This window comes from Clostridium tyrobutyricum DSM 2637 = ATCC 25755 = JCM 11008, from assembly GCF_000359585.1.
Lineage (GTDB): Bacteria > Bacillota > Clostridia > Clostridiales > Clostridiaceae > Clostridium_B > Clostridium_B tyrobutyricum.
The window spans coordinates 1-25,831 of sequence record NZ_APMH01000018.1; the positions used below are offsets into that span (position 1 = coordinate 1).

General features: G+C 31.0%; 22 protein-coding genes and 8 tRNA genes. 1 reads left to right on the forward strand and 29 read right to left on the reverse strand.

Translation table 11 applies throughout. The features are described 5' to 3' along the window. Positions 1-49: 49 nt before the first annotated feature. The 11 genes from J418_RS0108570 to J418_RS0108620 form a co-directional block, all read right to left on the reverse strand. Positions 50-133, reverse strand: a tRNA-Leu gene (locus J418_RS0108570). A 37-nt stretch (positions 134-170) separates the two neighbouring features. Then, positions 171-246, reverse strand: a tRNA-Lys gene (locus J418_RS0108575). 6 nt (positions 247-252) lie between these two features. After that, positions 253-327 (reverse strand) — tRNA-Gln (locus J418_RS0108580). 9 nt (positions 328-336) lie between these two features. Then, positions 337-412 (reverse strand) — tRNA-His (locus J418_RS0108585). Between the two features lie 21 nt (positions 413-433). Continuing rightward, a tRNA-Lys gene (locus J418_RS0108590) sits at positions 434-509 on the reverse strand. 5 nt (positions 510-514) lie between these two features. Beyond that, a tRNA-Arg gene (locus J418_RS0108595) sits at positions 515-591 on the reverse strand. Between the two features lie 6 nt (positions 592-597). Continuing rightward, positions 598-671: transfer RNA gene (locus tag J418_RS0108600), tRNA-Gly, on the reverse strand. 15 nt (positions 672-686) lie between these two features. After that, positions 687-762 (reverse strand) — tRNA-Pro (locus tag J418_RS0108605). A 130-nt stretch (positions 763-892) separates the two neighbouring features. Next, positions 893-1,363, reverse strand: a complete 471-nt coding sequence (locus J418_RS0108610; protein ID WP_017751954.1) for a metallophosphoesterase — start codon at positions 1,361-1,363, stop codon at positions 893-895. A 2-nt stretch (positions 1,364-1,365) separates the two neighbouring features. Next, a complete protein-coding gene (locus J418_RS0108615) occupies positions 1,366-1,968 on the reverse strand; it encodes an XTP/dITP diphosphatase (protein ID WP_017895371.1) in 603 nt (200 codons plus the stop codon). Between the two features lie 78 nt (positions 1,969-2,046). After that, complete coding sequence (locus J418_RS0108620; RefSeq protein ID WP_017751952.1) at positions 2,047-3,036, reverse strand: AIR synthase family protein; 990 nt, start codon at positions 3,034-3,036, stop codon at positions 2,047-2,049. Positions 3,037-3,130: 94 nt separating this feature from the next. Between J418_RS0108620 and J418_RS0108625 the strand changes: the two genes are divergently transcribed. Then, positions 3,131-4,525, forward strand: coding sequence for a hypothetical protein (locus tag J418_RS0108625; RefSeq protein WP_017895372.1), 1,395 nt, complete (start codon positions 3,131-3,133; stop codon positions 4,523-4,525). A 30-nt stretch (positions 4,526-4,555) separates the two neighbouring features. Here the strand turns inward: J418_RS0108625 and J418_RS0108630 are convergent, their stop codons facing one another. From J418_RS0108630 to J418_RS0108715, 18 genes are all read right to left on the reverse strand, one after another. After that, a complete protein-coding gene (locus J418_RS0108630; RefSeq protein WP_017895373.1) occupies positions 4,556-6,154 on the reverse strand; it encodes a peptide ABC transporter substrate-binding protein in 1,599 nt (532 codons plus the stop codon). A gap of 101 nt (positions 6,155-6,255) precedes the next feature. Next, positions 6,256-7,686: an Asp-tRNA(Asn)/Glu-tRNA(Gln) amidotransferase subunit GatB gene (gene gatB, locus J418_RS0108635; RefSeq protein WP_017895374.1), complete on the reverse strand. Its 1,431-nt coding sequence runs from the start codon at positions 7,684-7,686 to the stop codon at positions 6,256-6,258. Between the two features lie 34 nt (positions 7,687-7,720). After that, positions 7,721-9,169: an Asp-tRNA(Asn)/Glu-tRNA(Gln) amidotransferase subunit GatA gene (gatA, locus tag J418_RS0108640; protein ID WP_017751948.1), complete on the reverse strand. Its 1,449-nt coding sequence runs from the start codon at positions 9,167-9,169 to the stop codon at positions 7,721-7,723. Positions 9,170-9,207: 38 nt separating this feature from the next. Beyond that, positions 9,208-9,492, reverse strand: coding sequence for an Asp-tRNA(Asn)/Glu-tRNA(Gln) amidotransferase subunit GatC (gene gatC, locus J418_RS0108645; RefSeq protein ID WP_017751947.1), 285 nt, complete (start codon positions 9,490-9,492; stop codon positions 9,208-9,210). A gap of 176 nt (positions 9,493-9,668) precedes the next feature. After that, complete coding sequence (locus J418_RS0108650; RefSeq protein ID WP_017751946.1) at positions 9,669-9,938, reverse strand: hypothetical protein; 270 nt, start codon at positions 9,936-9,938, stop codon at positions 9,669-9,671. Positions 9,939-10,011: 73 nt separating this feature from the next. Then, positions 10,012-12,021, reverse strand: a complete 2,010-nt coding sequence (gene ligA / locus J418_RS0108655) for an NAD-dependent DNA ligase LigA (RefSeq protein WP_017895375.1) — start codon at positions 12,019-12,021, stop codon at positions 10,012-10,014. A gap of 26 nt (positions 12,022-12,047) precedes the next feature. After that, positions 12,048-14,288, reverse strand: coding sequence for a DNA helicase PcrA (pcrA, locus tag J418_RS0108660; RefSeq protein WP_017895376.1), 2,241 nt, complete (start codon positions 14,286-14,288; stop codon positions 12,048-12,050). Positions 14,289-14,419: 131 nt separating this feature from the next. After that, positions 14,420-14,719 carry a YerC/YecD family TrpR-related protein gene (locus J418_RS0108665; RefSeq protein WP_017751943.1) on the reverse strand — a complete coding sequence of 100 codons (300 nt, stop codon included), beginning with the start codon at positions 14,717-14,719 and terminating at the stop codon, positions 14,420-14,422. Positions 14,720-14,788: 69 nt separating this feature from the next. Further along, complete coding sequence (locus J418_RS0108670; protein WP_017751942.1) at positions 14,789-15,526, reverse strand: pseudouridine synthase; 738 nt, start codon at positions 15,524-15,526, stop codon at positions 14,789-14,791. 77 nt (positions 15,527-15,603) lie between these two features. After that, the gene (locus J418_RS0108675; protein WP_017895377.1) at positions 15,604-16,284 is read right to left on the reverse strand and encodes a lytic transglycosylase domain-containing protein; all 681 of its coding nucleotides are present in this window, start codon (positions 16,282-16,284) and stop codon (positions 15,604-15,606) included. A 73-nt stretch (positions 16,285-16,357) separates the two neighbouring features. Further along, positions 16,358-18,361 (reverse strand): triple tyrosine motif-containing protein, encoded by a 2,004-nt coding sequence (locus tag J418_RS0108680; protein WP_017895378.1) that lies wholly within the window; start codon positions 18,359-18,361, stop codon positions 16,358-16,360. Between the two features lie 110 nt (positions 18,362-18,471). Continuing rightward, positions 18,472-18,903 (reverse strand): YaiI/YqxD family protein, encoded by a 432-nt coding sequence (locus tag J418_RS0108685; protein ID WP_017895379.1) that lies wholly within the window; start codon positions 18,901-18,903, stop codon positions 18,472-18,474. A gap of 77 nt (positions 18,904-18,980) precedes the next feature. After that, positions 18,981-20,336: a glucose-6-phosphate isomerase gene (locus J418_RS0108690; protein ID WP_017751938.1), complete on the reverse strand. Its 1,356-nt coding sequence runs from the start codon at positions 20,334-20,336 to the stop codon at positions 18,981-18,983. Between the two features lie 199 nt (positions 20,337-20,535). Continuing rightward, positions 20,536-20,934: a hypothetical protein gene (locus tag J418_RS0108695; protein ID WP_017751937.1), complete on the reverse strand. Its 399-nt coding sequence runs from the start codon at positions 20,932-20,934 to the stop codon at positions 20,536-20,538. A 351-nt stretch (positions 20,935-21,285) separates the two neighbouring features. Continuing rightward, positions 21,286-22,425 (reverse strand): acyl-CoA dehydrogenase, encoded by a 1,140-nt coding sequence (locus J418_RS0108700; RefSeq protein WP_017751936.1) that lies wholly within the window; start codon positions 22,423-22,425, stop codon positions 21,286-21,288. Between the two features lie 59 nt (positions 22,426-22,484). Beyond that, positions 22,485-23,918 (reverse strand): FAD-binding oxidoreductase, encoded by a 1,434-nt coding sequence (locus J418_RS0108705; RefSeq protein WP_017751935.1) that lies wholly within the window; start codon positions 23,916-23,918, stop codon positions 22,485-22,487. A gap of 102 nt (positions 23,919-24,020) precedes the next feature. After that, positions 24,021-24,959 (reverse strand): electron transfer flavoprotein subunit alpha/FixB family protein, encoded by a 939-nt coding sequence (locus J418_RS0108710; protein ID WP_017895380.1) that lies wholly within the window; start codon positions 24,957-24,959, stop codon positions 24,021-24,023. A gap of 20 nt (positions 24,960-24,979) precedes the next feature. Next, positions 24,980-25,765 (reverse strand): electron transfer flavoprotein subunit beta/FixA family protein, encoded by a 786-nt coding sequence (locus J418_RS0108715; RefSeq protein ID WP_017751933.1) that lies wholly within the window; start codon positions 25,763-25,765, stop codon positions 24,980-24,982. Positions 25,766-25,831: the final 66 nt, after the last annotated feature.

Below are 25,831 nucleotides of genomic sequence, written 5' to 3' on the forward strand. Positions count from 1 at the left end.
AGGTGACGCTCTACCACTGAGCCACTCCCGCTCATTTTAATTATATGAATGGTGCAGATGAAGGGAGTCGAACCCCCACGCCAAAGGCGCTAGATCCTAAGTCTAGTGCGTCTGCCAATTCCGCCACACCTGCATATTGAAAAATATAATTAAAATAATTTTAAAACTAATGGTGGCTCACCGGGGAATTGAACCCCGGACAACATGATTAAAAGTCATGTGCTCTACCAACTGAGCTAGTGAACCAAAGTTTGGCTGGGATGGCAGGATTTGAACCTACGAATGATGGAGTCAAAGTCCATTGCCTTACCACTTGGCTACACCCCAACTTATTTATGGGGTGGACGATGGGGCTCGAACCCACGACAACCAGAACCACAATCTGGCGCTCTACCAACTGAACTACGTCCACCACATTATACTTAATACTTAATGGTGCGCCATCGGGGATCCGAACCCCGGACAACCTGATTAAGAGTCAGATGCTCTACCAACTGAGCTAATGGCGCATTAATGGTGCGTCTTAAGGGATTCGAACCCCCGGCCCACGGCTTAGAAGGCCGTTGCTCTATCCAACTGAGCTAAAGACGCGCACTCTGGAGCGGGTGAAGGGAATCGAACCCTCATAACTAGCTTGGAAGGCTAGCACTCTACCACTGAGTTACACCCGCATAAAATGATTCATGTGGTCGGGGTGACAGGGATTGAACCTGCGACCTCATGGTCCCAAACCACGCGCGCTCCCATCTGCGCCACACCCCGAAATCAATAAATCTATTGTCTGTACCCAAGTTTTCTTTGAAAACTCTCAAGCACTCAACGACATAGATTATTCTACACGAAATAATGTAATTCGTCAATAGTTATTTCAAAATTTTTTAAAGTTTTTAATTTAAACTTCTTCAATACTTGCATTTATACTGCCATTTTCTATGTTTATTATCGCCACACTATTACGCCCATCCCTGGATAGATGCGGGCTTCCAGGGTTAATCAACCATATTCCATCTTCACAAGTAATCTCAGATATATGTGTATGTCCAAATAATGCTGCATCTGCTTTTAATTCCATTGCCCTATACTTAAGTCTCAACAAATCATATTTTACATTATAGTTATGACCATGAGTTATAAAAAATCTTTTTCCGCCTATTACTTCTAATCTTTCACTTGGAGCATCTGTGGAAAAATCGCAGTTTCCTCTTACATTTATAATTTTCCCACTATATACTTTCCTTATGTAATCTACATCTCCTACATTATCTCCTAAATGTATAATTAAATCTGGATTGTCAAATATTTTAACAATTTTTTTTATACTTGTATTGTATCCATGTGTATCACTTATTACTCCTATTTTCAATTTCAATCCTCCTTCATAAACGAATCTATTTTTTCCTTTAAAGCTTCAAGTGCTTTAGCTCTATGGCTTATTGAATTTTTTAAATTGGCAGGCATTTGAGCAAATGTTTTATTATATTCAGGAACATAAAATAATGGATCATATCCAAAATTATTATCTCCCATTTCACTATGAGCTATTGTTCCATAAACTTCTCCAATTACTTTTATTACTTTATTATCATCTAAAATCAACACAATTGCACACACAAACTTTGCCTTTCTATCTTCTTCATCTTTATCTTCCAACAATTTTAACAGCTTTTCATTATTTTTTTTATCATTGCCGTGTTCTCCACAAAATCTTGCAGAGTATATTCCTGGAGCACCATTTAATGCATCTACCATAAGCCCAGAATCATCTGCAATTACAATTCCACCTGTTATATCATGTATTTGCTTGGCCTTTTTATAGGCGTTCTCCATAAAGGTATTTCCATCTTCAACTATATCTATATCTATTCCAACTTCCTTCACAGAAAAAAATTTTACTGGATATTTTGAAAATATTTGTTGAATTTCTCTTATTTTATTTTTATTATTGCTTGCTATTATTATTTTTTTCACACTTATCACCTGTCCATATAAACACTAATTTTACTTATTTTATTAATTTTCATATTATAACTTCAAAACTATAAATAATTAGCTTAACTTTTCCTTAAACACAAATAATTCATCTCTTTTAGGTGGATCAACTTCATTTTCACAATTCTTATCTATAAGTATACCTTTCTCATCTGTAATTTTACCTACAATACAAGCTTTAATATTGTGTTTTTCCAAAACTTCCACTAATGATTTACCATTTTCAGCAGTTATGAGCATACTCCCCGAAGAAATCAATCTAAGTGGATCTATATCATATTTACTGCATAATTTACTTGTTATTTCAGTTATAGGCATCTTATCTTTATATATTTTAAATCCTTTTTTACTGGCTTTAGCTACTTCCCAAATTGCTCCAAGAATTCCTCCTTCAGTTATATCATGCATAGAGTTTACCCCAAATTTTCCTGATATCAAACCTTCTTTTACTACACTTATATTCTCTATGTATGACTTAGCCTCTTTTATCTCTGCTTCTGATAATATATTTGCAACTTCCTTTTCATAGTCATTTACTATAATGCTTGTACCTTCTAAACATAAATTTTTAGTAATTATTATATCGTCGCCTTCTCTTGCTCCAGAAGTTGCAACTGCACTTTTATCCTCTCCTTTACCTATTACTGTACAGGAAATTACCATTTTATTTACAGCTCTAGTTACTTCAGTATGTCCTCCTAATATCTCCACATTCAGCTTTTTAGTTTCATAGTCGATCTCCTGCATAACACTATTAATTTCTTCCAATGTACTGTGCTCTGGCGCTAAAATAGTAACCAGTATACCTACAGGTTCAATACCACATGAAGCTATATCATTGCAATTTATATTTACTGCTAATTTTCCACTATTTTTATCTGCACCTGTTATTGGATCTGTAGAAAGTACACATTCTTTATCTCCAAAATTTACCACACTGCAATCTTCACCTATGCCGCTTCGTATTCTAACATCTTCTCGCAATACCGTCTTATTGTTATTTATTAAATATTTTAAATCATCCCAGTCCAATTTACCAACTTTCATAAAATTTCTTCCTTTCTTTTTAAATAAATAGTAACTATTTTAAGTCCTGTTTCATATTATTTATATAAGGATTAATTTATGGTAGGTGTATATTTTGAAATATATAGGACCCTTTTTAAAAATCAATAAAATAAAGCCCGATAATATCAAATCACAATTATTTTATTTAACAAAAGAATCTATAAAACAAATAGTTCTCTATTCAAAATGTGGTATCCCTATATCGCTAAAAGATATGAAATCCAAAAGTTTACCTAATTTTGATATTACCACATTTAAAAATGTTTCTCCACTTTTATGTGTATATAGAAAAGCAAATCCTAATCTTATAAACATAAATGACAAGCTTTGCTGGAATGATGATAAATTTAAAAAAGATATAAACATCGAAAGCAATGCTTTTATGACACTGTGTCTTCTGGAACTGTGCAATTATTATAATTCTTTTAAAGATAAAGACAATAATAAATACAATTTAGGCAAATTATATGCCTATATGTGCAGAAAGCAGCTTGAATTCTATGCCCTATATTTTAGAAACAACCAAGGGGTTTTTGTAGATAAGAAACATGAAAATAGCTCATATGCCCAGGAACCAAAATTTACAGATAAAAATAAAAAATTCAGTTTTGCAACCCAGGCTCTATTAATGGCTGCTTACTATAAGTGCAGTCTTACAATTGAAGATGATGATCGTGAACAATTTAAAAATTTTGCCTATGACATACTTAACATGCTCATTGAATTAAAAGAAGAATTATACGAACAATCTTTTTCAGAACTCTCAAAATTGTGTTTTGCATTAAATATATTCTATAGTTATTCAAAAGATAAAAGATGCAAAAATCTGATTTTGGATCTTTCTGAACTAATATTTGAAAATTTTTATAATGATGAATATATATTAAATACAAGTAAAAAAAACCGTGTAGAAAATGATTCAATAAATTATATAAATTATATACTTATATACAAACATATAAACATAATAAAAGCCAAAGAAAACGCCCAGTTTATCTATAAAAAATTATTAAAGCTCTATGATCCTGAAAAAGGAATATTTCTAAAAAATACTTCCGAGAAAAATATAGAATTTTCATGTCTGGAAGTATTATTATATTTAATAAACTGCCTCTTGGACACAGATATAAATAAAGGAAAAAATAAAAGTAATTTAATAGCTTTAGATATATTCAACAATCAATTGATAAACTCTGGATTAGTGTTAAGCTGGCCTGAAGCTCCAAATCTAAACAATGCAGAAAGATATAGAAATCTTTCTATGAAATCTGAAGATTTGATAGAAGAACAAAATTTCAGAATATCTTCAGTTCCGTCTCCAGAAACTTGTGAACTTGCTCCAGTATTTGCAAAATACGTGAATTACAGTAGAAAAAAGCAGGCATTTAAATCACCTAAACTTTCCTTTGATACTTATAAAAATATGTTTTCATTTTTTTTAATACTTCATGTATTCAAATCAGAATAAAAAATTTATATTTGATAATTTAGATAGGGTTTATTTACTCAAATATGCTCTATCTAATTTTACATTTCCAAGTTTATTTACATAAACTCCCTTAACATAATTTTTACTGCAAAGTATAGTGTTGTCAAGATGAAGTGGAATTAATGCAGTATCCTTCAATAAAATTTCTTCAGCTTGCTTTAGTTGTGTTAATCTTTTACTATCATCCTTTTCAAAAATTGCCTGTAAAATCTTAGTATCAAATTGACTGTTTCTATATTTAACAAAATTTAATTTAGAAGATGACTCCCAATTTTCTAATAAGGCTAATGGATAGTAATATTCTCCTCTATAACTCAGCTTTGCTATGTCATAATCTGTACCTTTAATTTTCTGTTTAAAATCATCTTCATTATATCCTACACAATTTACTTCTATTCCAAGTGTATCTTCAATATTTTTACCTATTGAATCACATACCTTTTTATTTTCCACTGTATTCACATATATAAGTTTTAATGGAATACCATTATATTTATATTCTGATTTATCCATGAACTCTTTTGCCTCTTTAACTTTTGGTAAAAGTTCATCTGCTTTTATATAATTTTGATTTAATATGTTTCCGTTGCTATAAGGTACATAAATTGATGAAGCATTTACCTGATTGAACAATATATTTTGGACTATATTCCTTTTATCAATAGAAAGCTCTATGGCCTTTCTAAAATTACCATTATCCAACTCACTAGATTTTCTTCTGTTAAATACAAGTTCTTCCCCTCCATATGAAGGAACAATAGATGTGTTTTCTATATTTTTCATTTCACTTATAGGTGGATTGGTAAATAAATTTACATCTCCATTGTGAAAAGCCGCCAGTGCACTTTCACTGCTATTAAAAAAAGTAATTACAACTTTACTATCTTTTACATTTCCCTTATTCCAGTAATCATTGTTTTTCTTCAGTACTACGCTTCCATTATCTAATATTTTATCTATTTTAAAGCTTCCTGAATACAGTATATTGCTGTAGTTCTTTTTCCAATTTAGTGAATCGTCATTTATTTTTCTAAGTGAGTAAATAGGTTCAGCCATTATGTTCAAAAAATAATCAGAAGAGTAGTTCAATCTAAATTGCAAAGTTCTCTCATTTAAAGCTTTAATGGCAATATTATTAGAATCACTATTGTTGTTAATGTAATCTTGAACTCCAAATATTAGATTTAATTGATGTACATATAAATTATCCGATTTAGTTTTTAATATATTTGAAAAAAGATCTACAAAGTCATCTGCGGTTATAGTATGACCATCGCTCCACTTTGCCCCTTTTCTTATAGTAAATGTATATTCAGTTTTGTCTTTATTTGTAGACCACTTTTCTGCCAATCCAGGTATTATCTTACCATCTTCATCCATATTAACAAGACCTTCAAATAAATTTGAAAGAATATCTTTTTCACGTATATTATAAGAATTCAGCATAACTAGATCTTTTGGGGATTTAGTTATATTATAAACTATGGCATTTTCATAATTACTGCTGTTTACCTGTTTAACTTTCTTTTTTACAGAAACTTCGCCTACTAGTAAAAAAATTAAAACAATACTTATAACAGTAGATATTGTAAAAATAATTTTTTTCATAATACTCTCCTCAATTTATTTAACTGTTTTTAATTATTGCCATATATAAAAATTTTAAACAGAAAATAAAGAAGATAGAGGGTGCAGTTTATTTGCCCCTTCTATCTTTTATTAAATTCTTCATTTACCAGTTCATTTACAATTTTAGGATTTGCTTTTCCTTTTGTATCTTTCATTATCAATCCTACTATAAATTTAGTTGCTCTTTTCTTTCCATTTTTATAATCTTCCAGTGATTTCGGATTTTCATCTATAATACGCCTTACAATCCCATATATCTCATCTCTACTGTTATTTTGATCTAATTTATTTTTTTTAATTATTTCATCAGGATTTTTTCCAGCTCTAAACATCTCTTCCATAACAATTTTACCTATATTATTTGATATAACACCTGAATCCACCAACTTTATAAGTTCTGATAATTGTTTTGGAGTAAATTTTAGTTCCTTTATACTCCTGGAAGTTTCATTTACAAGCCTTTCTATATCTCCCATAATCCAGTTTGCAGCTGATTTAGGTCTTTCAACAAGCTTGGAGGTATTTTCAAAAAAATCAGCTGTGTCCATATCCATAGTAAGTACATATGCATCTTGTCTGGATATATGCATTTGATTTACAAACCTTGCAGCCCTATTATATGGGAGTTCTGGTATTGTATGTCGTATTTTTTCTATTTCTTCATCAGAAATATTTATAGCTACTAGATCTCCCTCTGGAAAATATCTATAATCATTTGCATGTTCTTTATTTCTCATAACAAAAGTTTTGGACTTTATATCATCCCATCTTCTAGTTTCCTGTTTCAATATTTCTCCACTTTGAATTGTTTTTAACTGGCGTTTATATTCATATTCCAAAGCTTTCTCCAAACCCTTGAATGAATTCACATTTTTTATTTCAGTTTTTACCCCAAGTTTACTTTCTTCCATTTTCTTTATGGAAATATTTCCATCACATCTTAGGGAACCTTGTTCCATCTTGCAATCTGATACACCTATACATTGAAGTATGCTTTTTAACTTTTGAAGATATAAGGTAGCTTCCTTTGGAGTTTTAATATCTGGTTTTGATACTATTTCAATAAGTGGAACTCCTGCCCTATTATAGTCTATTAGAGTTCCCGAATCTGTATGAAATAACTTAGCTGCATCTTCTTCTATATGAATTCTTTCTATTCTTATCTTTCTGGTTTTAGTGCCATTAGTTTCTAAATCAATATATCCATCCCTACATAAAGGAAATTTATCTTGGGTTATCTGATAATTTTTAGGACAGTCAGGATAAAAATAATTTTTTCTATCCATTCTACTATGATTATTTATGGTACAATTTAAGGCAATCCCTGCTTTTACAGCATATTCTACAGCTTTTCTGTTCAATTTTGGAAGGGCACCTGGAAGTCCCAGGCATACCGGACATACGTGACTATTGGGTTTTGCTCCAAATTCAGTACTACACCCACAGTACATTTTAGTATTGGTTAAAAGTTCCACATGAACTTCTAATCCGATGGTTGATTCAAATTTCACACAAATTCACTTCCTCTGATTTTATTTATAATTTTTATATGTTCGGTTTTAGGTTATGCCAATTTGTGGATTGCTCAAAACTATATGCCAGATTAAATAACAGATCCTCTCTAAAATAATTACTTGTAATCTGCATTCCAACAGGGAGTCCATTTACCATTCCACATGGTATTGATATCGAGGGAACTCCTGTTACATTTGAAGGGACAATATATAAATCTGATAAATACATGGATATATTGTCCTTTTGTTTTTCTCCAATTTTAAAAGCTGTATCAGTTGTAGTAGGACATATTATAGCATCAAATTTTTTCATTATATCTACAAATTCTCTTTTTATTAGATTTCTAGCTTTCAATGCTTTTTTATAGTACTCATCATAATATCCTTTAGACAATACATAGGTTCCAAGCATAATTCTCTTTTTTACTTCATCGCCAAAACCCTCACTTCGTGATTTTGTATATATGTCTATTGCATCAGCATAATCCTTAGATCTGTATCCATACCTTATACCATCAAATCTAGCTAAATTTGATGATGCCTCAGCGCAGCCTATTATATAATAAGCAGCAAGTGAATAAGTAGAAAGAGGAAGAGCACAATACTCAATTTTCACACCATTCTGTCTAAATACATCTATAGCCTTTTCAACACATTTTTTTACATCGGAATTAAGTCCTTCTCCAAAATACTCTTTAGGTATTCCTATTTTTTTACCTCTAATATCATCTGTAAGAATATTAGTATACTCAGAAACTTTTACATCTGCTGTAGTAAAATCTTTATTATCAAGTCCTGCAATGTTTTCAGTAAGTAGTGCACAATCTTCTACATTTTTGGCCATAGGTCCTATTTGATCCAGCGTAGATCCAAATGCAACTGAACCATATCTTGATATTCTGCCATATGTAGGCTTTAACCCAACGACTCCACAGAGAGCTGCTGGCTGTCTTACAGATCCACCTGTATCTGTACCCAAAGATAATAGTGCCTCATCAGCTGCCAAAGAGGCTGCTGACCCTCCAGAAGAACCACCTGGTACCATCTCTAGATTCCATGGATTTTTAGTGGTTTTAAAATAACTTGTTTCGGTAGATGATCCCATGGCAAATTCATCCATATTTAGTTTCCCAAGTATTATTCCATCTTCTTGTTTTATCCTCTCTATTACGGAAGCATCATAAGGCGATATATATCCTTTCAGCATTTTAGAGGCACAAGTATTTTGCATTCCTGCCACACTTATATTGTCCTTGATTGAAATTGGGATTCCAAATAGTCCTCCCTTTTTTTCATTAGAAACTAATTTTTTATCCAATTCTTTAGCTCTTTTTAATGCTTCTTCTGAAGATACATATAAATATGCATCTACTTTACAATCCAGACTATCTATTCTATCTAAATAAAGTTTTACTACTTCTTCCACTTTGATTTCTCTATTCAATATCATGTTCTTTAATCCATGTGCAGTAAAATTCATTAATTTGCCTCCATAAGTATATTATTAAAATATACTTTTCACATAATCTTAGGTACTATAATATAATCTTTAATATGTTCAGGAAAATTTTTTATAACTGCATCAGTTTCAAGAGACTTTTCTACATTGTCTTCTCTAAATTTATTTTCCATATAATATGGGTTTATAACTACCTCTTCATCTTCTACATTTAATTCATTTAAGCTGTTTACATATTCAAGCATTTTATTTAGATCATTTATTAATACATCTTCTTCACTTTCCTTAAATTCCAATCTTGCAAGTTTAGCAACATAATTAATATCTTCTTTTGTAATTGCCATGCTTACTCTCCACCTCTAAACAATTTTAATATTATGATAAAAATATAATTAATTATATTTTTATCATAATATTAAAATTTACACAACTATATAAAAATAAATTTATCACATATTTATATAAATTATAGTAAATTCCTAAATAAAAAATGAGACAATCAAAAGATTGTCTCTAAATATCAATAAACCCTCATATACACAAAAAATATAGCAGCACATGCTATTAATACACAAGTCACAGGATACACTATAGTCTTAAAATTATTTCTATAAAACAACATGTTTATTGACCACAAAATCATAGTTACAATTATACATAACTGAAATACATAATAGCCATTAAAATACTTTATATATACAAATTGATATGTGGTAAGAAGTGTCAATATCAATGAAATAATAGTAAAAATAACGCCTATCCATCCTAGGAAACTTATTGTATTTTTCATTTTTATCCTCCAATATCCAAGCATAAAAAATTTAACTATATTAAATTAAATCATAATACATGATAAACCTTTTTTATTTGTTTGTAAACATATTTTCAAATTGGTCTTCATCTATTATATCAACTCCAAGTTTAACGGCTTTATCATATTTGGAACCTGCAGATTCGCCAGCTATTACATAATCTGTTTTCTTGCTTACACTTTCAGATACCTTGGCTCCCAAACTCTCCAATTTCTGCTTTATAGTTATCCTTGTATAATTTTTTAGTAATCCCGTTACTACTACAGTTTTGCTATTAAAAATGCTTTTCTCAATTTGCTTTGCTTCAAAATAAGGTTTAACACCTAATTCCAATAGTTCCTCTATACTTTTTATTATATTATCCTGTTTGAAAAATTCTACAATTGTATTTGCAACTGTATCTCCTATATCCTTAATATTTACAAGTTCTTCATAAGTTGCTATTTTCAAATTATCCAAACTCATAAAAACATTTACGAGATCAGATGCGGTCTTCTTCCCTACATTTGGTATTCCTAAAGCATATATAAATGAAGCCAGATCACAATCTTTGCTCTTTTCTATGGAATCTATAAGATTTTGAGATTTCTTTTCTCCGAATTTGTCAAGTTCCATAAGTTGTTCCTTATTTAATCTATATAGATCAGGTATTGATTTTATGTTTAATTTTTCAAATAACTGAACAGCTGTTTTTTCGCTGAATCCCTCTATATTCATGGCTTCCCTACTTCCAAAATGTACAATACTCTTAACTAACTGGGGTTTGCAGGAAAGAGTATTCTCACAAAAATAATGAACTCCATCCTGTATAATCTCACTTCCACAATACGGGCACCTTGTTGGAGTTTCAATTTCTTTTCCATCTTTTAGGGTTTCTTCTACTGCTCCCATAATCTCTGGTATGACATCATTTGAACGTCTTACAAAAACTCTGCATCCTATTTTAATTCCTTTTCTGATTATATCATCCATGTTATTTAATGTAGCTCTTTTAATTGTAGCTCCTGCAAGTTCAACAGGCTCAAGTATAGCCGTTGGAGTAACTCTTCCGCTTCTACCAACATTCCATTCCACATCTAAAAGTTTTGTAGTAGCCTCCTGGGCCTCAAATTTATATGCTATTGACCATCTTGGAAACTTGATAGTACATCCTAATAATTCTCTTGTTTTTATATCATCAACTACAATAACAACTCCATCTATATCATATTGAAGTTCATCTCTTATACTTTCTATGTACTCAAGTTGTTCTTTAATTTCATCTATAGTTTCACATTCTTTTATATAATCATCTTGAGGTAATCCCATATCTTTTATAAATTTCATCATTTCAGTGTAATTTTCAAAAGGCGTACCTTCGTTATATCCTACATCATAAAAAAATGCAGACAATTTTCTTCGTGCAGTCTCTGCTACATTTAAATTTCTTAAAGCACCTGCAGCTCCATTTCTTAAATTTTTAAGTGGTATATCTGCCTTTTTATTGTACTCTTCAAAAGCTTTTTTGGTCATTATAGCTTCTCCATGGACTTCTATCAGGCTTTTATTATTTACCTTAAGAGGAATTGAATTTATAGTTTTGATTTGTTCCGTAACATCTTCTCCTATTTCACCCGTTCCTCTTGTGGCACCCTTTATAAAGTTTCCTTTCTGATCATAAGTACAATTTACAGTAAGTCCATCAAATTTCTTAGTTAAAATATATTTTAATTTAGGAAGTTTATCCTCATGGGTAGAGTTATATAAATCTACAATTTTTAAATTTCTCTTATGCCATTCATATATTTGATCCAAACTTTGTGCTTTATCCATACTCCACAATTTACTTTTATGAACATACTTTTGAAATTGAGTTAATACAGTATCACCTACTCTTTGAGTAGGTGAATATGGAAATACCATTCCTGTTTCTTTTTCCAACTTTACAAGTTGATCATATTTTTTATCATATTCTTTATCAGATACAGCAGGATTATCCAATACATAGTAATCATATGCGTACTTATTTAATTCTTTTATAATTTCATTAATTTTATTGGATACATTACTATCTTTGTTCAAAACTACCACTCCATATTAATTGTCATTTATACTGCTTCAAGTCTTGCAACTCCATACATGAGATTTTTTATTCCATTTTTATCAAAAGCTATTGTCAATTTTATATCACTGCCATTTTTACTTACACTTACAATAGTACCTATGCCAAATTTATTGTGTTTCACTTTCATACCTGCCTTTACATTTTCAGCCTTTAATGTATTGACAATTTCTTCACTTTTATTTTTAATTGTAACATCACGTTTGACTTCAAAAGATGTTTTTTTAGTCATTCTAGGCATCCATGACTTATTGTCATTAAAATTGCTTCTATTCCCAAAGGTTGTTATATTATTATTAATATTATCATATTCCTTCAAACTGCTTGATATTTCACTTAGAAACTCAGATTGACTATATGATACCATTCTTCCAAAAACTCTTCTACTTTCAGCTGAAGTCATATATAATCTTTCTTTTGCTCTGGTTATTCCAACATAGCAAAGTCTCCTTGACTCTTCCATTTCAGCTGAATTTTCGAGAGACTGGCTTCCTGGGAATATTCCATTTTCCATGCCAACCATAAATACAACAGGAAATTCAAGTCCCTTTGCACTATGTACGGTCATGATTACTACACTATCTGCATCTTCATCAAAATTGTCTATATCAGATACAAGTGTGACTTTCTCCAAAAATGCTGACAATGATTTATCTTCAGATGTAGATTCAAATTCTACAGCAGCTGATACAAGCTCCTTTAAATTTTCTATTCTGCTTACAGATTCTGCATCCTTTAAATCCTTGAGTTTATCAATATAGCCTGTAGTCTCTATAACTTCCTTTATCAAACTGGAAACTGAGATTTTATCCCTACTTCTTATAAAGCTATTTATAAGGCTTACAAATTTTTTTATGGAAGAAACACTTCTCTTGGGCAGGCTCAGTACTTCATCTATATCAAGTAATACGCTATACATACACTCGTCCATAGATGCAGCAAAATTCTGTACCTTATCTACTGTAGTATTTCCAATACTTCTTTTTGGTTCATTTATTATTCTTCTCAAGCTTACGTCATCAAGAGGATTATTTATAAATTTCAGATAGGACATTATATCCTTTATTTCCTTTCTGTCATAAAATTTTAATCCTCCAACTATTCTATATGGTATATTGCTCTTCATAAATACATCTTCAAAAACTCGGGACTGAGCATTTGTTCTATATAATATGGCAAAATCCCTATAATGTTTATTTTGTTCTCTGCAAATTTTCTTTATTTGACTTGAAACATACATTCCCTCATCTATATCAGAATAAGCCCTATACAACTTGATCTTGTCACCATTGTCATTCTCAGTTCTTAAAACTTTGGTCTTTCTTTCAGAATTATTACTTATAATATCATTTGCAGCTTTTAATATATTTGCCTTTGATCTATAGTTCTGTTCAAGTTTTATTACCTTTGTATTGGGATAGTCTTTTTCAAAGTCCAGAATATTTCTAATATCCGCACCTCTCCACTCATAAATACATTGGTCGTCATCACCGACTACACATATATTCTTATGAGACTTTGCAAGCAATTCAACTAATTCATACTGTGACTTGTTGGTATCCTGGTATTCATCTATCATTATATATTGAAATTTTCTCTGATAAAACTCAAGTACATCACTATTTTCCTTAAAAAGCTGAACCGTTTTATATATTAAGTCATCAAAATCCAGTGCGTTGTTGTTTTTTAATTTTTTTTGATATAGCATATATACATCTGCAACCTTGTTTAATCTAAGGTTGGATTCATTTTCCATTTTATACCTTTCAGCAGATATTAGATTGTCCTTCTGTGAACTTATTTTATTTATTAATTCCCTGCCTGTTATATATTTTTCGTCTATATCCAATTCTTCCATGCATTGCTTTATTAGAACTTTTTGATCATAGCTATCATATATGGCAAAATTTTTATTATAACCGAGTTTATCTATTTCTCTTCTAAGTATTCTTACACAACTTGAATGAAAAGTAGAAATCCACATATTATCTGCTTCATTTCCAACAAGTGCTTTCACCCTGTCTTTCATTTCTCCAGCAGCTTTATTTGTAAAAGTTATAGCAAGAATTTTAGAAGGATAAATATTTAGATCCTGAATCATATGAGCTATTCTGTAAGTAAGAACCCTGGTTTTACCAGATCCCGCTCCCGCCAGTATTAAAAGTGGTCCTTCTATAGTAGTAACAGCTTCATATTGTTCTTTATTTAAAAGGTTTCTTAAATTCATTAAATCCTCTCCTGTTTTTATCAATTAATGTTCTTTCTCTGTTTAATATTATAACATTTTAGTTGAAATTTAATCATAGGAATAGAAAAATGTGCTCTTCTAAGCACATTTCAATTTAGACTGTCATATATTTATTTATTTTTCAACCTATCCAATACAATTTTATATCCATCACTGCCATAATTCAGGCATCTATTTACCCTGCTTATTGTAGCAGTACTGGCACCGGTTTCTGAGGCTATGTCCATATATGTTTTTTTATTTTTCAGCATCTTTGCTACCTGAAGTCTTTGTTCAAGCGCCTTTATTTCATTTATAGTACATATATCATCAAAGAATCTATAGCATTCTTCTTTTGTTTTAAGAGAAAGTACAGCATCACATAAATAATCCATTTGTTTACTTTTAAATTTGGATTTGTACTCTTCCATCAGCTCAACCCCTTGTCTATAACTTCTAACTTATAATACTTTAATTCTATCATGTATTAAAGTATTAATCTATAATAAATCAATCATATTCAATTCCTTTTTAAGTGTTTCCATCTCATTATCAGTTAATTCTCTATAATTACCTTCGCTTAAACTATCATCCAATTCTATAGGCCCCATTTTTATTCTCTTTAAATATACTACATTTTTTCCTAGTGCTTTAAACATCCTCTTTACCTGATGAAACTTTCCTTCTTGTATCGTTACATTTACCATAGATCCATCTTTATCAGCTTGTATAATATCCAATTCAGCTGGCATGCACTTATATCCATCATCAATTACTATACCACTTTTAAAAGCTTCTACGTCACTTTTATCCAATGCTTTGTCTATTTCTGCATAATATGTTTTATCTACATGCCATTTTGGAGCTATCAATCTATGATTTAACTCTCCATCATTAGTTAAAATGATAAGTCCAACTGTATCTTTGTCAAGTCTGCCTACAGGAAAAGGTTTAAATGTCCTATACTCTTCATCTAAAATATCTATTACTGTCTCATCATAATTGTCATAGGTTGCAGACACCACTCCAGCGGGCTTATTCATGAGGATATATATATTATTCTTATAACTTATAACCTGATCATCAACCTCTATTTTATTCTTGTCTGTATCTATTTTTTCAGAACTATTTTTTATGATTACTCCGTCTAATTTTACACGGCCTTTTTTTACAATATCCTTTACCTGCTTTCTAGTTCCATATCCTAAATTCGATAAAATTTTATCAAGTCTCTCCATAAATTGCAAAACCTCCTTGTTTGGATTTACAAAAAGCAATTATATCTATTCTATCATATAAAAATAAAACAGCCTAATCAGACTGTTTTATTTTTATAATATCCGATTACCTTTTGAACATAATTTTGTGTTTCATAAGGAAGTCTTGATATCTTGGATATACTGTCAACTCCTCTTGAGGCCAATGTGCCAGAACCTGCATTATACGCAGCAAGGGCCATTTCCCTTGAGTTTCCATACATATTTAATAATTTTTTCAAATATTCAGTACCACCATCTACATTTTGTTCTACATCGTAAGCATCTGTTACTCCAAGTTCTCTGGCTGTTCCAGGCATAAGCTGCATAAGTCCCATGGCTCCCGCACCAGAAGTGGACTCAGGATTAAAATCAGATTCTTGCTTAATAACAGCCATTATAAAATCCCTATCCACTCCATATTTTCTAGATGCCTTATCTACAGCCTCATCTATAGTCATATTGCCACTTTTTATATCTTCCTTTACTCCAGTATAGATATTGTTTAATCTTTCACCTGCACCATAACCAAGATTACTTAAATCCTCTTGCCCAATATTTAATTTTGACAAATCTATATTTCCATTACTATCTGACATGGAATTAATTAAGCTTTGCATTATAATATCAAATGAATCTGAATTTTGAAATGCAGTTTTAAGAACTTGAGTCATCATTTGAAATTCTACCATTTTTTGTACATTCATATTGTTATCTTCTAATATACCATCTAAACTCATTTTCTCACCTACCTATGAATATTTAACAATATTATTTATTATCGCCTATAAAAATATTATATTTAGTATTTATTTAATTCGCCTTAAATGAAAAAATATCATAATCTTCATAAGCACTATTACTATACTGACTTTTACAGAGAACCATTATCTTATACTCGTCATTATCAAAAGGAACAAATGTGTAATTGTTTTTTTTGCTGTAATTTTGAACTAGTGTCCAATCACCTTTTTCCATAGTATAAAACTCATAAAGTACATCCAGTCCGCCTTCATTATAAGCATAAAAAGTAACTGGTTTATTTATAAAGAATTTATTTTTTTCACAAAATACTTTTGTATCTGTAATTGGAACTGCATCTCTTACATCTATATTAAAATGTTTTTTACAATCAAAATCAGAATCACTTTGAATATTTTTAGCTAATACATCCAAAGTATACTTTCCACTACATTTAGGTAAAAAGGCATAATTTTTTTCCTTTATAAAGTCTGTTTCCTCAACTTTGTGTCCATTTATATTAATAATATATTTTACTATAATATTTTTAGTATCCTGTGCGATTATACTTATACATATCTTATCTCCTACCATGTGATATTCTCTAACAGGACAAAGTATATAGTCAATATTGGCAGGTATGTAATCAAATACTTCTATGCTCTTTATTAAATGACAATCATATTCTCTTTTAGAATATATGTCTCTAACTCTCCCTTCGAATTCATAAAAACCTTTTTTATCAGGTGTAAACTCAATCCAGTTATTTTTATTACAATCTGTTTTTTGAATTATTTTTCCATCTTTTATTATTATAAAACTATATCTTAAGTCCAATCCTCCTGAAGCAGAGACTACAGCTCTTATAGTTTCTCCCTTTAATATTTTGCTATCTTTGTTTAAAGTAATATCCTGAATTACTACAGGCTCACTACTTCTATGATCTATAATAAAATTCATATAATCACAAGTTTCATAATCTCCAGTATAGGATTTATCCTTTACAAACAGCATTAATTTGTATTTTCCAGGTTTTTTACTTCTCCATACATAACTAGAAGAGCTTATATATCCAGAGTCTTCAATTTCTTCTCCTTCAATAACATATTTGTATAACAGCTGTTTACCTCCTATAACTTCTGAACTAATAGTAATATTTGTATCCTGAAGTTGAGGAGAATTTAAATCTGTTGTAAAATTCTTTATAATTATATCCTTGTATTTTTTTATACTGAAATTAAAGATTGCCCTATCATCAAATTTATCTGCAGAATACATATCTTTTGCGAAACACAACAGTTTGTAATCTCCTGCTTTTTTTTCTACATAACTTACAGTTTTTTTAGTAGAATAGTTTTGTATACATTCCACTTCCCTATTTGAATTTATTTTGAAGAACTTATATAGTATGGTTCTATTTTCTTCACTTTCAGATATAACTTTAAAACTTATTTCAGAATCCTCAATTAAATTATTACTTAAACATTTGAAATCTACTATCTCTACTTTTTTTAGCTTTTCTACTGAAAATTTTGCCTTTTTAAAATCATCAAAGTCGCTTTTGGAGTATATGTCCTTGCATTCTACTAGTATCTCTCCACCTTTTTCTGACTTTAACGTGTAAAAAAGTGTGTTATCTATAGAATAATCTCTTATAAGCTGCCATTTTTTATCTATTCTTATCCAGTATCTGTACATAAGAGGTGTTTTATTAGAATCTACAAATATTCTTATTTTGTCTCCCAATGCGAACTTATCTTTATTTAAAATAATACTGTTTATAAGCTTTTCCTGTACATCCCCTATAATATAATTCATTCTAGATACATAGTCAAAACTCTTATTACTATCTTTGCTCTTAGCTTGTACCATAATTATATATTTTCCGTCTTCTTCTGGAATCCATTCTACAGCCCGTTCACAAGTAAAATTTTTTAATACTCTCCATGTTCCATTACAACCTATCATGTACTTGTATAATAATTCCCCATCGAATTGATTTTCTATGTTTATAACAACTTTAGAATTTTTCTTTTCAGGATTCTCTAAACTACAATTTATAGATAATTCATTCATAAATATATCCCCCACCTAATCAATTCACATTTCAAAATTCATAACATATACTTATTTTACTTTAAATTATACTATAGTACCATATTATGTAATAGGGTTTTTTTATATTTTTACATATTTATTAGTTTAATCAATCCATTTTTTAATCTTTCATCATCTTTTTTCGTTCTTTTCTTTGGATTATAAGTCTTGCCACCACTTCTTCTAACTTTTGAAGATATATGCCTTTCAAAAAGAAGTCTATCTATATTTTCATCATCATATATATATCCTTTGGGACTTATTGAATAACATCCCTTCCCAAGTGACATGGCAGCTACTCCATAATCTTGAGTAATTACTATATCACCTTTTTTTACTTCATTTATAAGAAACATATCAACACTTTGAAAACCACTATCTACATACTTTATAGTACTGTAATTACTATTTAAAACATGATTTATATCGCAATACATTATAACTGAAATATTATTGCTTCTTGCTGTTTCTTCTATTATATCTTTTCCTGGGCAGGCATCTGCATCAACTAATATCCTCATTTATTCTCCTCATATATAAATCCCCGCTTCACCACAGTTTAAAGGATGAAGCGGGAAAATTAAATTTTATCTATATATTACTTAAGTCTTGCTTCCAATTCAGCTTTTTTATCCTCATAACCTGGTTTACCAAGAAGTGCAAACATATTCTTTTTATAAGCTTCAACTCCTGGTTGATCAAATGGATTTATTCCCATTAGATATCCACTTATTGCACAAGCTTTTTCAAAGAAATATACTGTATATCCAAAATAATATGCAGTTAATTCAGGTATGCTCAAAACTATAGCTGGAACATTTCCATCACTATGGGCAAGAACTGTTCCCCTAAGAGCCTGATGATTTACAAAATCCATTGACTTTCCAGCTATAAAATTCAATCCGTCAAGATTTTCTTTATCTTTATCTATAAATACTTCTTTTCTAGGTTTCTCAACATTTATGAATGTTTCAAACAAAGTTCTCTGACCCTGTTGTATATATTGTCCCATTGAATGAAGATCTGTTGAGAAATCTCCTGCTGCAGGAAATAATCCCTTATTGTCTTTGCCTTCACTTTCACCATATAGTTGCTTCCACCATTCTCCAAAATAATGAAGGCATGGTTCAAAGTTTGTTATCATTTCTATGTCTTTGCCTTTTCTATACAGAGCATTTCTTGCAGCTGCATATTTATAGGCATCATTTTTATTTAAGTCATCACTACTATATGCTTCCCTAGCATCAGCTGCACCATTTATCATCTCATCTATATCAATTCCTGCAGCCGCTATAGGTAAGAGTCCTACAGGTGTCAAAACAGAATATCTTCCACCTACATCATCAGGAATTATGAATGTCTCATATCCCTCAGTATTAGCCAGAGACTTTAATGCACCCTTTGCCTTATCTGTAGTAGCATATATTCTCTTCTTTGCACCTTCTTTTCCATATTTCTTTTCAAGCAATTCTCTAAAAATCCTAAAGGCAATAGCTGGTTCAGTAGTAGTTCCTGATTTTGATATAACATTAATAGATATATCTTTGCCATCTACAGCTTCCAGTAAGTCTGCCATATATGTAGAACTTATATTATTTCCAACATAGAATATGTCAGGATTTTTCTTTTTGTCTTTTGAAAGATTTGCATAAAATGTATGGTTTAGCATCTCTATAGCAGCCCTGGCACCTAAATACGAGCCACCAATACCTATAACTATAAGTGCATCAGAGTCAGATCTTATTTTTTCTGCCGCCTTTTTTATTCTATTAAATTCATCTTTGTCATAATCAACAGGCAGATTAACCCATCCTAAAAAGTCATTTCCTGCTCCTGTTTTTTCATTTACCATCTTATCGGCAGTTGAAACAAAATTCTGTAATTTTTCAATTTCACTTTCCTGTAAATAAGGTTTAGTCTTGCTTAAATCCAATGTTAAACTTTTTTTTGTCATGCTCTTACCTCCATATTATATATAATTAGCTCCACTTGAAATTTTAGACTATTTTATTATATAAATCAACTATTATATTTACCTTATTTTAACATTTAGTCTTGTTAAATTATATTTAAGTATATTCTATATTTCTATTAAAATACATCATAATAAATTCTAGAAAAGCTTGTAGCCAATCTAGAATTTATTTATTTTATTAATTATCAGAAATTTGTTTGTTTTCTTCAACAAGTTCTTTCTTTCTATATTGATTCACTTCAAGTACAGCACCCTTTATAATATTAAAAATTTCATCATCTGTAAGACTTGTTTTATCTTTAATTATTTCCAGTACTTTTGAATGTTTCATAGTGCCCTGCCAATGAGATTCCCTGCCAAGTTGTTCTACTGCTTTAACTGCATCACAAACTATTTGTTTATCCTTGTTGTACTCTTCTATTTTCATAGATTGCTGCAATGCCTCCTGCTTCTTTTTTATGAAATTTTCCTCAGAATCTAGATAAGCTTTAAACTGCCTTCTTGCGATTTCTAGAACAGCTCCTATAAATGCAGCTATTATAGGTATAATAATCTGACTTATAACTAGTTCCCTCATACTACATACCTCCAAAAATTTATTAAAATTATGCTTTAATATATAATAGTGAGTTCTGTTTAAAAATGTTTATTCTAAAAATGTTTAAATTTATGGAAATATGTCTATACTAATAATGTATCCCCCCCATGGAGATATTTCATTGAAGAAGGTTACTATTTTATAACCTATTATCTTCTTCCAAGTTTATAAGTTAAAATTGGTAAAGAGGTCATTAAGATATAGTATCTTAATGACCTCTTTACCAATAATATAAAGTGTATTGTAAAAAATATATAAAAAAATTCAAAAACAGATGTTCAAGAAGTAATCTTCCCAAGCATCTGTTTTTGAATTAATTTTGCTTATCTATTATTTAAGCATCCATCCGGAAAGTACCATCATTTGAACTTCTGATGTTCCTTCATAAATTTCTGTTATCTTTGCATCACGCATCATTCTTTCAATTGGATAATCACTTGTATATCCATATCCACCAAATAATTGTAAACAACGGCTTGTTACGTCACTTGCATTTCTAGCAGCAAATAATTTTGCCATAGCAGCATACTGTGTAAATCTCTTATAATTATCTTCTGCATATGCAGCTTGATATACCAAAAGCTTTGCAGCTTCTGTATTAGCACGCATTTTAGCAAGTTCAAATTGTGTATTTTGGAATTTTGCAATAGGACGTCCAAATTGAATACGTTCCTTAACATATTTTACAGTTTCGTCTATTGCTCCCTCTGCAATACCAAGAGCTTGTGCAGCTATACCAACACGTCCTCCGTCAAGAGTTGCCATTGCAATATTAAAGCCTCTACCTTCTTCTCCCAAAAGATTTTCCTTTGGAACTATGCAATTATCAAAGAATAATTCACATGTAGAAGATGCACGGATTCCCATCTTTAATTCATGACTTCCAACAGAAAATCCTGGAAAATCTTTTTCAACGATGAATGCTGAAATTCCCTTTGTTCCCTTACTCTTATCTGTCATAGCAAAAATAATATATACATCTGCATATCCTGCATTAGTAATAAATATTTTGCTTCCGTTTAATACATAATGGTCTCCTTCTAATACAGCTGTTGTCTTTTGCATAGAAGCATCGGTTCCAGCAACTGGTTCTGTCAATCCAAAGGCACCTAATTTTTCACCTGAAGCAAGTGATTTTACATATTTTTCTTTTTGTGCATCTGTACCAAATTTGTAAATTGGTGTTGTACCAAGACTTGTATGTGCTGAAACAATAACACCTGTTGTTGCACAACATTTAGATAATTCTTCTACGCATTGTACATAGCTTAATGTGTCCATGCCAGCTCCACCATATTCTTCAGGGAATGGAATTCCAAGCAAGCCCATTTCAGCCATTTTCGCTACATTTTCCTTTGGAAAACGCATAGTTTCATCAATTTCTTTTGCAATTGGTTTTACCTCATTTTGTGCAAAATCACGGTACATTTCCTGTAATTGTTGATGATTTTCATCTTGTTTAAAATCCATATCAATCTCCTACCCTTCTAATTTATATAGTTACATTTTATTTATATAATAGCGTTTTACTAGTTGGTGCCATCTAATGTGTAGCACACTTTACCCGGATTCATAATAGAATTCGGATCAAACGCTTTTTTAATACCCTTCATCAAGTCCATATTTAGTTCTCCAACACTTTCAGCTAAATATCTCATCTTTCCACTACCAATTCCATGTTCTCCTGAAACAAGGCCACCACACTTTGTTGCCTCCTCGTAAATAATGTCGAAGAATTTAGCAACTCTTGCTTTAAATTCTGCTTCTTCAAGATCATTACTACATTGATATATGTGAAGATTTCCATCTCCTGCATGTCCAAAACTCTTAATAGTTAATCCACACTCTTCACCAGATTTATTTACAAAAGCAAGATAAGAAGCAATTTTATTTACTGGAACTACAACATCACATTCATCTAATAATTTTGTTTCTGCCATAATTGCTTCTAAGAAACTAGAACGTGCAGCCCATGCATCTTTTATCTTTGCAGGTGTATCAGCCACAAGAACATCAATTGCTCCTGCATCCAATACTACTTCACTTGCTTGTTCAATAAGATTGTTTAATTCCTCTTCATCACTTGCATCTAAGGTAACAAGTAAATAAGCATTTGCAGTTACTCCATCAATTTCTTGTGGAAATGCACTCTTGCCAATATATCTTTCACTAGCTAAAACAATTTCTCTTTCCATAAATTCCAATGCTTGTGGATTCAAGTGTGCCATTTTAAATTTAGGGACAGCAGAAATACAATCATCTAAATTTTCAAAAGGAATAATTAAGCTTGCAACTACCTTTGGTGCTGGCATAACCTTCAAAGTAAGTTCTGTAATAATTCCAAGGGTACCTTCTGAACCGATCATTAAATTCAAAAGGCTGTAACCTGAACTTGTTTTTGATACTGTAGCTCCAAAGTGAGTAATTTCTCCTGTTGGAAGAACAACTGTCATTGCACGTACATAATCACGTGTTGCACCGTACTTAACAGCCCTCATTCCACCAGCATTTGTTGAAACATTTCCTCCTAAACAAGCAAACTTTTCACCAGGATCTGGAGCATATAACAATCCTTGTTTTGTACAATCCTCCGCAAGATCATTTAATAAAACACCTGCTTGAACATGAACAACAAAATTTTCTAAATCATAGGAAAGAATTTTATTCATCTTTGTAATATCAATTAAAACACCACCTAAAAGTGGAACTGCTCCACCTGCAAGACCTGTTCCTGCTCCTCTTGGAGTTACTGGTATTTTATTTTCATTGCATATTTTTACTACTGCAGCAACTTCCTCTGTAGAGTGTGCCACAAGTACAACCTGCGGAGCTTTTTTCCCATAAATAGGCATTTCGTCATGAGAATAATCTTCATTGATATCGTCACCTGTTAAAATATGTCCTGGAGCTGCCTTCTGCAATTTTGATATTAATTCTTCTGTCAATTGATTATATTCTGCCATAATAATCATTCCTTTCTACTTTTTTTATTAATATAATGTTCTAATTAATAAAACATTATAAGTAATCCTGTTTTAATTCTAAACTAAGGAATTGAAAAATCTTTACTTGGCTTTTGCTTTCTTCATTTCTTCAATCATAACTGGAAGAATGTCAACTGCATTTCCAACAATACTTATATCGGAAATTTCAAAAATAGGAGCTTCTTCATCTTTGTTAATTGCCACAATATAATTAGATCCTGACATTCCAGATGTATGTTGTGTTGCTCCAGAAAGGCCACATGCAATGTAAAGTTTTGGTGCTACAACCTTTCCTGATTGTCCAACTTGGTGTGCACGAGAAATCCATCCATCCTCAATTACTGGTCTTGTTGCACCTACTACGCCACCAAGTACATTTGCTAATTCTTCAACAAGTTTGAAATTTTCTGCACTTCCCATTCCACGTCCACCAGAAACAATAACTTGTGCTTCTTCCAAATTAACAGATTCAGAAAGTTCTTTTACTGTATCAACAATTTTTGCCTTAACAGCATCGTCTGGAATCTCTATTTTTTTCTCTGTTACACCTACATTAGAATCAGCCTCTGGCTTTGGAAAACTTCCATTTCTAAGTGTAACTACGGATGCACCTTCTACTTCAATATGTTCTAAAATTGTGCCACCATAAGCAGGTCTAGTATATATAACTTTATCATTAGCTTTGCTTATCCCTGTTACATCACTTACACATCCTAAATCTATACGTGCTGCAATACGTGGTGCAATATCTTTAGCCAATGCTGTATTAGCTAATAGAACAATATCTGGATTTTGTTCCTTAACAGTTTCTGATAATACTTCTGTCAAAGTATCGCAATCTGTAGCATTATCTGTAAAAATAACTGGGACTCCCAAAGCAGATACTGTATCTGCAGCAGCTCTGTTACCTACTACAAGAGCTGTTCCTTCTGCATCCAATGCCTTTACTGCACTAATTAATTCAAGGCTTCCGCCTAATACTTTTTTTTCATCTGTTTCAATAAACAATAATGCTTTCATAATTTTATTTTCCTCCTTAATTAGATTGCCTTATCTTTTTTCATTTGTTCCATAGCAGCACTTACTGCCAATGCAGCATCTTTCTCTTGAATTTTGATACCAGCCTCTTTCTTAGGAGGTGCAACATATTCAATGCAACGTACTTTTGCTTGTTTTACCTCTCCAATTTCTGATGCTGAATAAGTTGGAATAACTGCCCTACGGCTTTTCATCTTATTTTTAATAGTAGGATAACGAGGATCATAATCTGGTTTACTTACTGTTACTACAGCAGGAGTGTCTAAAGAAACTACATTATATCCTTCTTCAATTTCTTGATTAACCGCAATGCCATTATCTTTCAAATCGATTTCAATCGCACTGCTAACAAAGCCTGTTCCCAATTTTTCAGCAAGCATTGGTCCTACCTGACCAGTAATTTCATCTGTAGATTCCTTTCCACAAAGAATTAAATCAAATTTTTCACCTTTGTCTTTTTCAATCTTATGAATGGCATCTGCCAATACACCGGCTGCACTAATAGCATCTAAGTTTGCATATGAATCATCTTTTACAAAAAATGCTTCTTTAGCTCCTACAGCAAGACAATTTTTTAATGTATTTAGAGAATCATCTGCTCCAACAGTTAATACACTGACATTTCCTCCATGAGCTTCCATAAAACGAACTGCTAATTCTAATGCATATGTATCAAATGCATTTGCTACCAAACTGACTCCATTCAAATTAGGTTTTTTCGTTTTATTATCCAAATGAATTTCAACAGAATCATCTGGAACCTGTTTTACACATAACAGAATCTTCATATTTACCTCTCCTTTACACTTTTATATTATTAAACTGTTTTTTTGGATAGAACCATTGTGTGTCTA

Coding starts and splice junctions, on each gene's coding strand:
- J418_RS0108705 (WP_017751935.1), bottom strand. CDS start 23,918: ATGGCAGAATATAATCAATTGACAGAAGAATTAATATCAAAATTGCAG.
- J418_RS0108710 (WP_017895380.1), bottom strand. CDS start 24,959: ATGAAAGCATTATTGTTTATTGAAACAGATGAAAAAAAAGTATTAGGC.
- gatA (WP_017751948.1), bottom strand. CDS start 9,169: ATGAATTTTACTGCACATGGATTAAAGAACATGATATTGAATAGAGAA.
- J418_RS0108670 (WP_017751942.1), bottom strand. CDS start 15,526: ATGGAGAGACTTGATAAAATTTTATCGAATTTAGGATATGGAACTAGA.
- gatC (WP_017751947.1), bottom strand. CDS start 9,492: ATGGCAATTACAAAAGAAGATATTAATTATGTTGCTAAACTTGCAAGA.
- J418_RS0108680 (WP_017895378.1), bottom strand. CDS start 18,361: ATGAATGAATTATCTATAAATTGTAGTTTAGAGAATCCTGAAAAGAAA.
- J418_RS0108665 (WP_017751943.1), bottom strand. CDS start 14,719: ATGGAAGAGTACAAATCCAAATTTAAAAGTAAACAAATGGATTATTTA.
- pcrA (WP_017895376.1), bottom strand. CDS start 14,288: ATGAATTTAAGAAACCTTTTAAATAAAGAACAATATGAAGCTGTTACT.
- J418_RS0108675 (WP_017895377.1), bottom strand. CDS start 16,284: ATGAGTTTAGATGGTATATTAGAAGATAACAATATGAATGTACAAAAA.
- J418_RS0108690 (WP_017751938.1), bottom strand. CDS start 20,336: ATGACAAAAAAAAGTTTAACATTGGATTTAAGCAAGACTAAACCTTAT.
- J418_RS0108700 (WP_017751936.1), bottom strand. CDS start 22,425: ATGGATTTTAAACAAGATGAAAATCATCAACAATTACAGGAAATGTAC.
- J418_RS0108715 (WP_017751933.1), bottom strand. CDS start 25,765: ATGAAGATTCTGTTATGTGTAAAACAGGTTCCAGATGATTCTGTTGAA.
- J418_RS0108695 (WP_017751937.1), bottom strand. CDS start 20,934: ATGAGGGAACTAGTTATAAGTCAGATTATTATACCTATAATAGCTGCA.
- J418_RS0108620 (WP_017751952.1), bottom strand. CDS start 3,036: ATGAAAGTTGGTAAATTGGACTGGGATGATTTAAAATATTTAATAAAT.
- J418_RS0108650 (WP_017751946.1), bottom strand. CDS start 9,938: ATGAAAAATACAATAAGTTTCCTAGGATGGATAGGCGTTATTTTTACT.
- J418_RS0108630 (WP_017895373.1), bottom strand. CDS start 6,154: ATGAAAAAAATTATTTTTACAATATCTACTGTTATAAGTATTGTTTTA.
- J418_RS0108685 (WP_017895379.1), bottom strand. CDS start 18,903: ATGAGGATATTAGTTGATGCAGATGCCTGCCCAGGAAAAGATATAATA.